Origin of the sequence: Mesorhizobium sp. LNJC394B00 (assembly GCF_000502555.1) — a bacterium.
Taxonomy (GTDB): domain Bacteria; phylum Pseudomonadota; class Alphaproteobacteria; order Rhizobiales; family Rhizobiaceae; genus Mesorhizobium.
On the sequence record NZ_AYWH01000027.1, the window covers coordinates 1 to 13,262 of the forward strand.

Below are 13,262 nucleotides of genomic sequence, written 5' to 3' on the forward strand. Positions count from 1 at the left end.
GAAGAACTCGACGCGCCAGACGCCTTCGACAACGAAGGTACTCACGCGGAAGTGGAGCCGGTCAACCATCGGCGCTACTACGACCAAGATTACGACCCAGACTACGACCCAGATTACTACCACCGGCGCCGCCGCCGCCGGCGGGGCTGGAGAAGAGTCTGCCGTAGTTACTGGCGACACGGGCGCCGTCGGGTCCGGTGCTATCGCCGACGTGGTCCTTCGGTCGTCTTGCGATTTTAGCCAGTTGGCTGTTTCTGCCCATGGCCCGTTCCGGCTGACGTGCTGAGAACGGGCCGGTACGACTCCTTTTTGGTGGCAAACGCAATCCATCTGTCCAAGGGCACTCATCAGCAGGGGCCGACTGGACCTGACTTAGAGCTTGGTGGTGTCGCTGTGGTGCCCCAGGGGGTCTTGTGCAGCGCTTCGGCTGCCGCCAGCCTGGGAAAGCTTTTCGGAAGGTTTGGTTCGGCCACCACGGGGCCAAGCTTAGCCATCAGGACACCCCGCAAGCGATGAGGAACGGGCCGGGTAAAGCCCGGCGACGTCCTTTTGACATACGGGGAAACCAAGAAGGGCGCCGAGCCTTACCGGCGCTGCTTTGAGGGAGACGACGCCGGACTGCTACGGTTTCTAACGCAACGCTACTGATGAGACGACAGGGACCAGCACGACAGGGACTAGCTCTCGTCGCGACACGTTGACAGAATTGACGGCATCGAACGGCAAGGGCAGGGGCACCATCAAGCGAATTTCAAAACCGGTGCCTTAGCCGAGGGGTGGGTAGTCGCTGATAACATCAGGGTATACCCCGGCGTGACGTAACCAACCGGCCACAGGTCAGCGTAACCTCTGGGTTGACATCGACTATTTGTGACAAGGTAGCGTTGAGCCTAAACCTTGAGGTGACAGACTATGGCTCGCATTGGCTACGCTCGCGTTAGCACAATTGATCAAGATCTCGAAAGCCAGCATACAAAGCTCAAGGCTGAAGGCTGCGAAATTGTCCGCTCCGAGAAGGTGTCGGGTGGAAGTCGCGACGGGCGCACTGAATTGGCAACTGTTTTGGATTTCTTGCGGTCAGGCGATGAGCTGGTGGTGACCAGGCTGGACCGCCTCGGGCGCGACACGCGCGACGTCCTCAACCTGATTTACGAGTGTGAGCAAAAGGGCGCGTTTGTCACCGTCCTTGACCCACACGTTTCGACAAGAGGTGAGATGGGTCACATCGTCCTGACCGTTCTTGGTATGGTCGCCCAAATGGAGCGACGGTTCATCAAAGAGCGACAGCGTGATGGTATCGAACAGGCCAAACGCGATGGTGTGTACAAGGGTGGCCAGCAACGCTTAGACCACACACATGTAGTCCAACTGCACCATGATGGGCTTAAACCCACAGAAATTGCTAAAGCTATTGGCTGTTCTCGAATGCAGGTCTATCGAATTTTGGAAGCCAGGGCTAGGCAACAACGTGATCGCGCCGAAAGCGGTCAGTCAGCTGCTGGTATCCAGAAAGCGATGTCGAACATTTAAGCAGGGTGAGATTAGAGCCTCTAACCGACCTGCTGCGGATCTCCCCCGTTGGCCCACGAGTGTCGAGCAAGCCCCATCTTCCTAGGGCTCGCCCTTGCGCGGGGACGCCGCGGCGTCGAAGTAACCGCTTGGCTGCGGTCGGCCCCGAACGACACAAATTCGCTTGAGTGTCACACGAGGCAATAACGCGACCGCCAAGCCAGCCTCGACAGGTGCAAGCCGACCGGTGAAATTGTACTCATGCACGAGACACTATCAAAGACGCCGCATCCAGCGCTTCGACGGCTGCTTTCCGCCAGGGGCAGGTGAGTGGTGACGGCAGCGGGCAGCGGGCGGGCGTTTCCGTTTAGAACGGCCAGCGCAAATGTGTTGATCGCGAAAGCCTCACGTTTCGGGTGAGCTTGCTCGACCCAGTGTGGCCGACGTGATGAGAGCGATGTCAAGTTCCTTATCCAATAGATGGAACAATGCCGTGCTGACGCGAGAAGTGACCTCGATCTCTACATATCGATATGACGCCGTAATGCTCGCCAAAATAGACGGAAGAAACACCGAGGGCAGGAGCGTCCGAAGATGGGACCATCTGCCAGGGGGGAAAAACAACAAATACGAACGAATATCAATCGATGCACAACTAGCTACTTCCATGCTATCTTCTCCTGCGAAGATATGGTTGGGGTCTTGCCGTGTTGCACAGTTATTGGTGTTACTTCTGCGCTGCCGGAACTCATGCGAGCCTGACAGATAGCCCCAAGCGAGCGAGACCTGCCTAGATAGGAAGGCAGATCTCTATTTTGGCAGTCGTGCCACCTAGGTCGAAGGAGGATTGGGATGTCGCGTGAATTTCAGGTTATAGACATTGCGTCCCCACGTTCAGCGTTAGTTATCGGCGTCGGTAACTACGAGAACGCCAATGCAGCAGGGAACGCCAATGAGTACCTTGTCGTACGACCACTGAAAAACCCTGTTAATGACGCACGAAAGATTGCGGCAAGCTTGGTAAATTTAGGTTTTAATACAAGTCTTGGACTTGACTGCGGTAGGGATGAATTGGTTGAAATGCTAGATGCGTTTATTGATGGCCTAGACAATAGCAAGGAGGCTGTATTTTTCTTTGCGGGTCATGGGATTCAGGTGGACGGCGACAATTACATATTACCTAAGGATGTCACAATTAAACAGCAGTCAGATCTTGATAATGCCTTAATCAACATCAATAAGCTTGTCGATACACTCGCTAAAAAAAGCAAGATTGCTATAGTATTCTTGGACGCTTGCCGCAATGATCCCTTTGAGGGATTGGGAGGAGGTCGAGGTGTTTTTGCTCCTGCCCGCGGGCTGAATTACATCGAAGTTGAGAACGGAGTCTACATAGCTTTTGCCTGCGCTCCCGGCAAGACGGCTGCAGACAACGGTAACGATCCAAGCGACAGCGAAAATAGCCCATTCACGAGCGCATTGCTTGCCCACATTTCAACACCAAGTCTGCCGATTGACGTCATGATGACTGCCGTTACCAACACCGTGCTGAATTCGACAGACGGTCAAAGGCCTTGGCGGAACACGTCTCTCAATCACGACTACGCGTTTGCTATCCAGTCAAATGCGACCCATCTTCGAACGACCACTGACACGCTATTTCTTCGCGAAGAAAAACGGCAAGCGACTGACCCCAACGTCCTCAAAATTATCAATACCCGGTTGGATCAGTTGGAGGCAGAATATCTTGCAACAGCAATTGAAGACGATAACTTTCCAAAACTGGATCGATATCTCTCGAGATTTCCGGACGGAAAGCTTGTCTCGACAGCAGTATACAATAGACAGCGCCTTCGGCGAAAGACATATATTTTTTCGGGGCTGGCGGCCGCCGCAGCCGCTGCCGCGTCTTCTGGAATTGTGATCATCCCAGGCGCGCCAGCTCGTACCGTTTTGATAGATTGGCCGGTTGTGGTGTTGGCAAGCGGAGCGACGGTGTCAATACGTCCAGATTTCGGAGTTGCTTTGTTTGCCGTCTTCATGGGATGGATTGTCGCTCGTTATTTCGACCTAAGCACTCCCAAATCTTCCACGTTTGTGTTTTCTATATTCGCATGCTGGTATATTGCGTCTATTATTCTGAGATCTGTCATTCCGCAAGTCGGAAATTTAGAAATACCATTATTATCGACGGCCGTCGTTGGTTTAGTGTCTTCCATTTTTGCATACATTTCTCTGTATCCATCTCTTTCAGATTATCATTTTCCGGGCATGCGGATCGACGCACTTGTGCCAGCATGCGTGGTTGGGATTGCCGTTGTCGGAGTCTTTATTGTCTTTGGTTTTAGATTTCCTGATCCCATTTCGGCTAGCACTGCCGATCGCTTGATACTCTACGGTGCTTGGCAAATTGGATTCGCGCTTGCGGTGAATTGGATGCTGCTTCGCGCGGTTGATCGGCGCCTAAAGTCTAAAACGGTCAAACTCGGCTAAACTTGCATCGATCGGCAGCTTTCCGCCCAGTCTTGCCACTAAAGGAGCCCACGTCGCGCTCATGGCTGCCGATTATCACCCAATTGGAGGTCTATCTGTCGCTGGAGCGCACTTCGCAATCTCTACCAGCTTTCTGATTCCTTTAGGGAATGTCGATCTTCCAGCATACAACAGCAGGAGTCCGAGATCGTTACCAAGGCTGTTTTATTGTGATAAGCTAGGAATCTACATGCGTCTCCGCGGGATTCGCAGTAATTTGTTCAACGGGGATTGGAATCCGATAACGCCTAGGATACAACAAGGTGTTCATTGTTCAATTACCGCTGTTTCCGAATCGTGGCTATGGCAGTTATTTCGCCCTGAGATGCTGTTAAGCATAGTTACTGCGTGGCAAAGCTCGTGTGTATACTCGTATATCGTTGCCTTAGGTAAAGGAATCGAATGCCGCTCGTCCAGCTGCCAGCGACTCTACCACCGCACATCAATCCCGACGATCATGCGCTCGTTGTTGGTATCAACGACTATGCGGCCGGGATAAACACGTTGCAGGGCGCGATCAACGACTGCAATCTGTTCTGCCGCTGGCTGGTCGACCCGACGATGGGCGGGCTCAACCCCGCGAATATCAGCCTGGTAGTTTCGGCTGGTCATCAGCCGCCGGCCGAACCGGTGCGAAACCAGATTGAGGACATTCTTGCCACCTATTTCGATCGCGCCTACGCCGGCTGGCAGGGGGGCCGGCGGCTCTATCTGTTTCTTGCCGGGCACGGTCTGTCGCGGCCACCGCCGAACCACCGTGACTGCGCGCTGGTGATGGCCGATGCTCGCCCCAATCTGCTTCGCGGGCTCCTCGGCGGGGTGGCGGCGGATAGCATGCGGCTGACCGGACTGTTCAAGGAGGTCATGCTCGTGATGGACTGCTGTGCCGAGGTGTCCGGACCCGCAGAGCTCTTGTGTAACCTGCCCTTTTACGGTGACGTTACGCTGACACCGCGCAGGCCGTTCCTGCATATCCATGCCGCGTCGTGGAACGCGACGACCGCCGAGAAGCTATTGCCAGACCCCCTTGATCCGGGGGCAGCTGCGAGTTGGCAGGGGGTGCTGACCAATGCGCTGCTGCGCGGGTTGACGACGGCATCTGACGACGCCGGACGGATCACCTCGAACTCGCTGAAGCGCTTCATCGACGCTGCGGCGGCGGGCGGACCGCGCATTGAGTTCGATGACGGCGAGCCTGGCGCGCCTACGCCGATGGTGTTCGGGACGCCTCGTGGCGTGCCGGTCAACGTCGCGCTGCGCAACGGTGCGGCGCGCTTTCAAGTGCGCGATGGCATCGACTTCGGTGTCGTCAGGCAGGCGCAATCCGCGCCGGCAACAGTGATGCTGAAGCCTGGGCTATGGCTGTTCGACGGGATCGATGCAACAGGGCTGATCACCGCGTCGCAAGCAGTGTCGGTCCGCGAGGGAGGAATGGATGTCGCCATCTAGTGCCCCGCTAACGCAAAAGCGGGTAACGCTCAAGGTGCAGAGCGTCGAGCCATTCACCGAGATACGGCTGCTTGACGCCCGCTTCGAGCCGGTGGCGTTGGCCTCAAACACCGGCAGCATTACCGTGGATGTCGCGCCAGGGCTCTATGAGGTCGGCTTCAGGGGAGGCGATGGCTGGGAGCGCCAGCACGTAATCGCCGCCCCTGATGCCGGCGAGGTAACGGTGGTGCAGGCTGCGCGGTCACCCGGCCGGGGAGTTACGCTCGAGGCGATCCCCGCAAAATTGCCGCAACCGCACGACAACGCTACGGTGGTGGTGGCGTTCACCGGGACGACCGATGGGTTGGCCGACATCCCAACGACACCAAAAATTTCCGCGACGCTGACCGGAGCAGACTTTGACGCGCCGGTCGCCGCTAACCTTGTGCCCGGTGAGTGGCGCAACTTGCGTTTCGCGGTGGCGCCAGGGCACTGGCGGCTGCGGCTCAGCGAGCCCGGCGAGCGCCAGCCGTTCGAGCTACCGCTGGCGGTCTGCCCTGGTTATCGGATCGAGATCGTTGCGCCGTTGTGCTCTACCGGAGAGATGAGCATCGACCTCGAGCGGCTGCGGGTACGGCTGCTGCCCCTCGACATGCCCAGTGCCATGGATGCGACGCTCACCGATTTCGAAGAGGCGGCGCTGGCGGCGCTGGGCTCGGGTCGGGCGCTCTATGGGCCAGATATCGAGCAACTGGTCGACAATCTGGCCGACGACAAGGCCCTGAACCCGATGCTCGGAATCTTCGCCGCTCATCTGTGCGATCGCGGGCAAGACGATGACCTGCCATTCCAGAAACGACTGCTGGACAAGCTCGCCGACCTGACCGGCGGCGAGGCAGTGAGGCATCCGGACGTTGCGGCGCTCAGGCTGCGCTTCCGGATGCGAACCAGCCAGTCGATCGAAGATGAGCCTCCGGTGCCGTTCCCTCCGCTTCTCGCGGCGAGTTGGGGCGCGCTCCTCGACGCTGCCCGGGTACGGCCTGAACTGATCCCTGTGGGGTCGCTCAGCGAGCGCATAGCCTCCCGACTGTGGTCGTCGAGCCTGTGGATGGCATGGACCGCCGCGCCACTCGAGGTGGTGGCGCCAGTCCAGCCGCGTTCGGAGCGACGCTCGCCGACGACTACGGCGCCGTCAGCTGAAGTGAAGGTGGCGGAAGAGTTCACGACGGTGAGTGAGATGATTACGGCTGGGCTGGCGCACCCTGAGTTGCGCGGATGGTTCCGCGATGCGAGGAGTTCGTCGGGGACCGGGTTCGAGGGATTGGAGTGGGAGGATGAACTGCACATCACCCCGGCCGAGGCAGCGGTGGCAAGGCTGCTCTATCCGGTCGCGGCCAACGAGCAGCAGCAGGATCGCTTGGCCAGCGTTGCGACTTGGATGAAGACGCATGAGCGCAACAGGCGGTCGAGCGCCGTCGACCTGATGACGATGTGCAGCGCGTTGGGCTTGCCGCCGACGACGGTCGAGCGGGCGGTCGGCAGCTTGGCACGCAAGCTGGAAGCCCAGGCGTTGGACTTCAACATCAAGCTTTGAGGCATCGAGCCATGGCGCGTCCAGAATTGATCATCCCCTATGATCCCGGCTTCCTTGGGGATGGCTTCCGTGTGCCGATGCCAACGCTCAGCGAGGGGGCACGAGCACGGGCTGTTGGGAGCGGGCAAGTCTTTGACTATACCCACTATTCGCTGGTTATGGATCGCGACCGGCGCACCGCCATGCTGACCGCCAACAACATCGACGCGGCGCACAAGGTGCAGATCGGTGGCGGTTTGACTTGGATGATGGATGAACGGTTGGGCGAGGATCAACTCGGCCGCGAGACCTACGATCACAACCAGATCGACAAAGGCCATCTAGTGCGCCGCGAGGACGTATTGTGGGGGACGGTGGCCGAAGCGCGAGCGGCCAACAAAGCAACCTATTTCTACAGTAACGCGAGTCCGCAGCACAAAAACTTCAATCAGGATGAGTGGAAGGCAATCGAGGATTGGGTGCTCGAACGAGCGACAGACCTGTCCTACCGACTCTGCGTGTTCACTGGGCCGGTCTTCACCGACAGCGACCCGACCCTGGCCGAGTTGCCGCCGGAGTTGCGGTCAGTGTTGCGCGCGGCTCAACTGCCGGCCGCGTTCTGGAAGGTGATCGTGCTGCGTGATGCCGAGGCGGGAGGTGACGATCTTTCGGCGATCGCCTTTGCGATCAAGCAGAGCGAGGCGTGGAACGACCTGCACGGACGGCGGCTGCTCGATCTCAAGGTCCATCAGGTGACGATGGCAGCAATCGAAGCGTGGACCGGTCTTGATTTCGGGGTGCTGAAAGAGGTCGACGAACTTGCCGCTGATCAGGTGCGGACGCGGAGCGTCACGGACGGGGACGTCTGGCCGACGGTCGAGGTGGCGAGCGACATCAAATGGTCCGGCAATGAGCGGCGTGCGCGCGGGTTGAGGGCGGCGCGCGAAGCAAGCAGGACACGTAGCACCGCCGCGGAACCCTCTCAGGCGAGGTGCTGCGGCCACAAGGCATTTGATGTCGAGGCGGCGATCGCGGCGCTAAGCGCAGACATGGCGCGGCTCGTGGACAGCGTTGCGATGCAGGCGGACAGAGCGGCGGCACGCGCACCACGGAGGGTCGGTGGACCCCGCAGCGTGGTTGCTGACGACGATGCGGCAGAGGACCCGCATGTTGCAGCGATGGTGGACGCAGCGCCGCCGGCGTTGCGCGACCAAGTCCGCGCCTTCACCCGCAGCGTCGCCGAGCAGGGCCAAGTGGCCCGTGGCGAGCGCCTGCCGGCGAGTGCGCGCGAGAATTCGCGTGTCATTGGCGGCGGGCTGGTACCGCCCGGTGCCTTTCTTCATTGCGTCTGCATCGGTACCCCGACCTGGGGCTGCACCGGGGTACTCGTCGCGCCGCAGGTGGTGCTGACTGCGGCGCACTGCGGCGGCGCGATCAGCCGGATAACGGTGGGGGGAACGATGGTGCTTCCCCAGCTCAGCGCCGACGCACGGGTCGTGTCCGTCCGGCGGGTCACCGTGCATCCGAACTATAGCGCGCATCCGCGCAACGAGAACGACATTACGGTGGTGATCCTTGACGCACCGGCGTTGGTGCCGCCAGCGCCATTTGCGACGCCGGCCGAAATCGGCGCAGCAGCGGCGTTCGAGATCGTTGGCTTCGGCTACAACGATCCGATGCGGCCGCTCGGGCTTGGCACCAAGCGCCGGGTGACGATCGATCTACCGGCGATTATGGCGCGAACGCCAGGCGAGGCGCTGGGCGGATTGCCGGCGATGCTAGGGTTCAACCCCGATTACGAGTTTGTCGCCGGGCGCAAGATGCTCGGCAAGGACAGCTGCAATGGCGATAGCGGCGGGCCGGCCTACGTGTCGGTGGGCGGGGTGTTCAAACTTGCTGGGCTGACCAGCCGGGCGACCCGTGCGGCAACGATGAATTGTGGCGATGGCGGCATCTATGTGCGGCCCGACCGATTCCGCGATTGGATTAATTCGACAGTGGTCGCATCAGGCCTACCACCGCTTGTCGACTAGCGGATCTCAGCTTGGCGCCGATGCCACGCTGCCCTTTGCTTAAGCCGGTTTGAAGTTCGCTCTGGCCAAGGCGAGTACCAAAGGATGAAGCGTGCCGGCCAGAGGATAACAGATCATCGGCTTTTGAAGGTCATGAAGCCGGAATTTCGGTGGTTGATCTGTGCCGCAAGCGCCGGCATCAGCGATGCCAGCATCTACAAATGGAAAGCGAGGTATGGCGGGCAAGGATTTGCCCGAAGCGAAGCTGCCGGATGCAGCTGGAGGCCGAGAACGCTCATCTGCAGGCTTCAAGCTGACGTCATGCTAGGCCGCTTGAGACATGGTCTCGGAAATAAATGTCGACGCTTGTTGTCGAGCGAGAGGCTGTCGCACTGGGTAGCGGATCGTCATCCGGCACCGCCGATGGACTTGTTCGTTCGCCTCTCGCTCATCTCTAAAATCGCGGATTGACTGCCAACTCGCACGCGCGGAGATGAAGATCACTGATGCAGCAGGATCTGTATGCTTTGTTGTAGAGTTCCGCAGCAATTCCAATGAGATCGTCCTTGCAGCCGATGACTTATTATTCTTGAGTCGTATCTGAGCGACCGTCACCCCGTTTAAATTGATCTGAGCTTTTTCTAGATCGGGGAAAATCCTGTTGCGGTGGGGCGGAGATAGAGCCGCGTTCGAATAAATTACTGCGTTGTCACTATTGACACAGACGGAAGAACCGTCATTTACTTTCGCCAAGTAAGGAGGGACCCAGCAATGCGAATGTCATTGATACTGGCGGCGTTGGGGTTGCTTGCAGCTTCATGTGCGGCCTTGCCAAACGCCGACAAAGTAAAGGGATTTGGCGAGGCAGCGTCTTCATCCTCCACGGTGATGAAAGACGCCCTAAACACCAACAGACTTGTTGCACTAAAAACGAGCAGGGAGCGCGAGGCGGACGCATACATAACCGGCCGGTCCTACCTGCTGCGAATGGATGACCGTGACAAGGAGATGCTCCTCGATGCAAAGGAACAGGTCGCCGTTCTCGCGGCGCTGGACCAATACGCGAAGGCCTTGGTCAAGGCCGCGGATCAGGGCGTCATCAACGAACTTGAGGCTGCCTCCTCTCGGCTAGGCACTGCTGCCGGAACAATCGGTTCAGCGATAGCTCCGACCGCGGCGCCGGTCATAGGTCCCGCCCTAAAGCTTTCTGGTCGCGTTGTTGGCCTCGGGCTCGGCAATGCCTATGCCGCAGAGATACAGTCGATTGTTCGCGCAACCGATCCCACGATCCAACAGATTGCCGAGACGATGCCGATCAGCCTGAGCACGATCGCTACTGTGGCTTCAGCCCAAGCGGAGGGATTTGAGGTGCAGCGGCAGATCACGCTGGACACGATACGTCGAGATCCAAAGGTAGATCGATTGACGCTGTACAAGGAATACATGGTGGCCAGAGGCGAGGTCGAAACCACGGACACGCAAATCAATGCTTTGGTCAGCTCAGCTGGCATATTCGACCAGCTCGCCAAGGCACACGGCGCCCTTGCCAAGGGCTCGCCGGACGCCGCCATCCTCGTCAAGCAGTTTGCTGCTACATCCTCGGAACTGGCCGAACTCATCAAGGCAGTTCGCAACACGCAGGGGTCATAACGTGAGCCAGATGGACCTGAATCGAATCATCCGAAACCAGAACCGGCAAATTGGTCGCCGCATCCCTGGGGGCGTAACGGCCGCCATTGCCGCATTCAAATCGCCCTCAGTGACGACTAGAGCTGCCGCAGCGGCCACTCCCGTGAGCCTGTTGAAAGCGCGAGATGCGCTTGCTGCCGCACACAAGGCATTGGCTGAGCTAGCGCGTCGCGCGACAGACATTGATAGAAGAAACTACAAGGATCTCATGGATCGCGTGCTCGGTGAATTGAAAGCGGTTGCACAGAAGATCCTCGACGATGAAAGCAAGCAGTATGTTCCGTTGACAGCCGCGCTGAAGGAGAAAACTAAAGCGCTCGTGTCGGCCTACGAAAAGGCAAAGAAGACAATCTCCGATCTGAACAACGCGTCGGAAATCCTCACCGGGTTCGGTACGTTGATCTCCGCGATAGCGTAGTTCGCCACGACGTGCCCCCGAAAGGACTTCGTCGATGCTATTAGCGCGTGGTCGCTTTCGTTGGTGCCTTGCGGCTCGGGCGCAAGTCCCACCAAAAACCGGGGCGCTTGCGAGGCGCCCTCGCTGGGACGGATCAGCCCGAAACTGCTCTAAAACGTATGCTTCCATAGAGGAACAAATGCCTGGAAGTTTGCGATACGGGGCGATGCTGGCATTGGTGCTCTCGATTTTGCTCGGCACGTTTGCAACCGGGTCAGCGCAAGAGAAACCCGACTTCAAGTTGGTGGACCATGAAGTCAAGCTCAATGCCGCTGGAGGCGGAAGGGATTCGCTTCTGCTCAACGTGAAAGGACTGGAGTCTTCGGCGACCGGGACTCTGACGGTCGTCGACCTTGGAATACCAAGCCGGCCAGACATCACGATAAGCTTCGAGCCGAAGGAGATGCCCGCCAGCGACGATGTTCGGACCTGGGTGCTTATAGCTAATGTAGAGGGCGGCAGCTCGGACACGTCGCAGGAGCGCTATCTGTCGGTCAAGATCGGTAGCGTTTCGACTACCTTAGAATATACATTGACGCACGATACGCCTCCGGCATTCGTCTGGACGGTCAAACCGCCCCCGGAACAGAGCCTTCGGCCTGGACAGCGTATCGAGGTTGGTGTCTCGGTTCTGGGGCGACCGGCAACGAATGTACGATTGCTGCAGGCGGTCTTCATCGAGGACGGGAGCAAGACTCTGGTGGACGGTGGTTGGATCCTGTGCGCCGCGCCGAGCGGATATTGCAGCCCAGACAGGCCGATCTCGCTGGTCGGCTCCTCGATCAGCCGCCTTTGGCTAAGACCGGCCGCTGATGTGATCGGCAAGTTTACCGGCACGGTGATCCTCGCCGCCACGGAGGATCCCGATGGGGAGGCGTTTACCATGACGCTCTACGGCACGACGTGGTGGCATCAGGCGATCGGCGTTGGGGTTATCTTCGTTGGCGTCGCGGTAGCATGGGTGGCTTCGACCTGGAGCCAGAACGCGATCAATCGAAGGCAGCTATTGCGTCCGGTGATGGCCCTGGCCTCGCGCGCAACAGCACTCGGCGCGAGGCTCGACCGCCTCCGCGAGCCCATTTCCGAGCATCTAGAGGGCACCCGGCGCAAACTGGCGACGCTCGATGCCAATAAGATGATCGGTGAGCTCCAGAACGGCAACATGCTGCCGGGTATCATCCCGCTGCCGCGCGCCACTATGGAAAGCTCGACAGAGGCCTACCAGAAGTTCCTTGTAGATCGGGTGGACCTATTCAACCTTCTCGACATGCTGATCGACGCCGGCTTCGAGGAGGCCGACGGAGTGCTGCCGGATCCACTGCTGCCCGTTCACAAGACCGCTGTGGCTAAGGCAGCTGAAGATCTCGACAAGTTGAGCGGTTCGGAGAACATAAAGGACGTTGCCGACGAGGTCGCTGCCATTCTCACAACTCTGGGCGCAGCCCTCAACCCCGGACCAACAAGATCCGCCAAGTCGCGGGCAGCTCCGGTACCGCCTTCGGCCGGAGAACTAACCGTCGAAATTAACCGGCTGAGCTGTTTCGTCTGGTCCATTTTCGGCCTGCTTGCCACCGCGCTCGGCTCCTATGTCGTGGTCTTTACCAATCCGGGGTTCGGACTGCCGGCGGATTTTCTCTTCTGTCTCTTCTGGGGGTTCGGCCTGCCCAGCAGTGCTCAGCAGTTGGCGCAGGCAACAGTTTCTAGCGCTGGTACCGCGCTGGGGGTACCAATACCAAAGCCGAGTTAACACCTTCAATAGGGCGGCCTCATGGCCAATTCCAAGATCGTTCTTGGCGCGCAAGTTTTGACAGCTAGAACCAACTGCATTTCGTGAACAGCCTGTAGGCTCATCGACCTACAGCCTCGCGGTGGGCCATGTCGCTTTTTGGCTGCGATAAGGGCACCTCCAACGGCCGACAACAGGCGCGAAGCTGTGCCGCTCGCTTCAGCCCTACCGATCTCTGCATCAAGCCGGTGTTTCGCCCTGTCACGGTAGTGTGCTGAGAGTTCTGCAAATTCGCTGAGAGGGGGCGGTCATGGCAGGCTGGTGATTGTTCACGTC

At 58.8% G+C, this 13,262-nt stretch carries 8 protein-coding genes and 1 pseudogene; all 9 read left to right on the top strand.

Translation table 11 applies throughout. The annotated features are described in order from the left end of the window. The first annotated feature begins 912 nt into the window (after positions 1 to 912). The 9 genes and pseudogenes from X751_RS135195 to X751_RS135175 all read left to right on the top strand — a co-directional run bounded on the left by X751_RS135195 (position 913) and on the right by X751_RS135175 (position 12,947). Positions 913 to 1,530, top strand: coding sequence for a recombinase family protein (locus tag X751_RS135195; RefSeq protein ID WP_023746452.1), 618 nt, complete (start codon positions 913 to 915; stop codon positions 1,528 to 1,530). Positions 1,531 to 2,361: 831 nt separating this feature from the next. Further along, a complete protein-coding gene (locus tag X751_RS1000000165010; RefSeq protein ID WP_084558369.1) occupies positions 2,362 to 4,002 on the top strand; it encodes a caspase family protein in 1,641 nt (546 codons plus the stop codon). A 441-nt stretch (positions 4,003 to 4,443) separates the two neighbouring features. Beyond that, positions 4,444 to 5,490, top strand: coding sequence for a caspase family protein (locus tag X751_RS135190; RefSeq protein ID WP_023746454.1), 1,047 nt, complete (start codon positions 4,444 to 4,446; stop codon positions 5,488 to 5,490). A 34-nt stretch (positions 5,491 to 5,524) separates the two neighbouring features. Further along, positions 5,525 to 7,063, top strand: coding sequence for a hypothetical protein (locus X751_RS135185; protein ID WP_156936443.1), 1,539 nt, complete (start codon positions 5,525 to 5,527; stop codon positions 7,061 to 7,063). 11 nt (positions 7,064 to 7,074) lie between these two features. After that, a complete protein-coding gene (locus tag X751_RS1000000165015; RefSeq protein WP_084558370.1) occupies positions 7,075 to 9,075 on the top strand; it encodes a DNA/RNA non-specific endonuclease in 2,001 nt (666 codons plus the stop codon). A 125-nt stretch (positions 9,076 to 9,200) separates the two neighbouring features. Continuing rightward, positions 9,201 to 9,297, top strand: a pseudogene (locus X751_RS1000000167350) (transposase); the annotation flags it as partial. A gap of 534 nt (positions 9,298 to 9,831) precedes the next feature. Then, positions 9,832 to 10,704: a hypothetical protein gene (locus tag X751_RS135180; protein WP_156936444.1), complete on the top strand. Its 873-nt coding sequence runs from the start codon at positions 9,832 to 9,834 to the stop codon at positions 10,702 to 10,704. 1 nt (position 10,705) lies between these two features. Next, positions 10,706 to 11,161 (top strand): hypothetical protein, encoded by a 456-nt coding sequence (locus X751_RS0134885; RefSeq protein WP_031247457.1) that lies wholly within the window; start codon positions 10,706 to 10,708, stop codon positions 11,159 to 11,161. Positions 11,162 to 11,366: 205 nt separating this feature from the next. Next, positions 11,367 to 12,947, top strand: coding sequence for a hypothetical protein (locus tag X751_RS135175; protein ID WP_023746459.1), 1,581 nt, complete (start codon positions 11,367 to 11,369; stop codon positions 12,945 to 12,947). Positions 12,948 to 13,262: the final 315 nt, after the last annotated feature.

Excerpts from the sequence above, each read along its gene's own strand:
- X751_RS135195 (WP_023746452.1), top strand. The coding sequence starts at position 913 with ATGGCTCGCATTGGCTACGCTCGCGTTAGCACAATTGATCAAGATCTC.
- X751_RS1000000165010 (WP_084558369.1), top strand. The coding sequence starts at position 2,362 with ATGTCGCGTGAATTTCAGGTTATAGACATTGCGTCCCCACGTTCAGCG.
- X751_RS135190 (WP_023746454.1), top strand. The coding sequence starts at position 4,444 with ATGCCGCTCGTCCAGCTGCCAGCGACTCTACCACCGCACATCAATCCC.
- X751_RS1000000165015 (WP_084558370.1), top strand. The coding sequence starts at position 7,075 with ATGGCGCGTCCAGAATTGATCATCCCCTATGATCCCGGCTTCCTTGGG.
- X751_RS135180 (WP_156936444.1), top strand. The coding sequence starts at position 9,832 with ATGTCATTGATACTGGCGGCGTTGGGGTTGCTTGCAGCTTCATGTGCG.
- X751_RS135175 (WP_023746459.1), top strand. The coding sequence starts at position 11,367 with ATGCTGGCATTGGTGCTCTCGATTTTGCTCGGCACGTTTGCAACCGGG.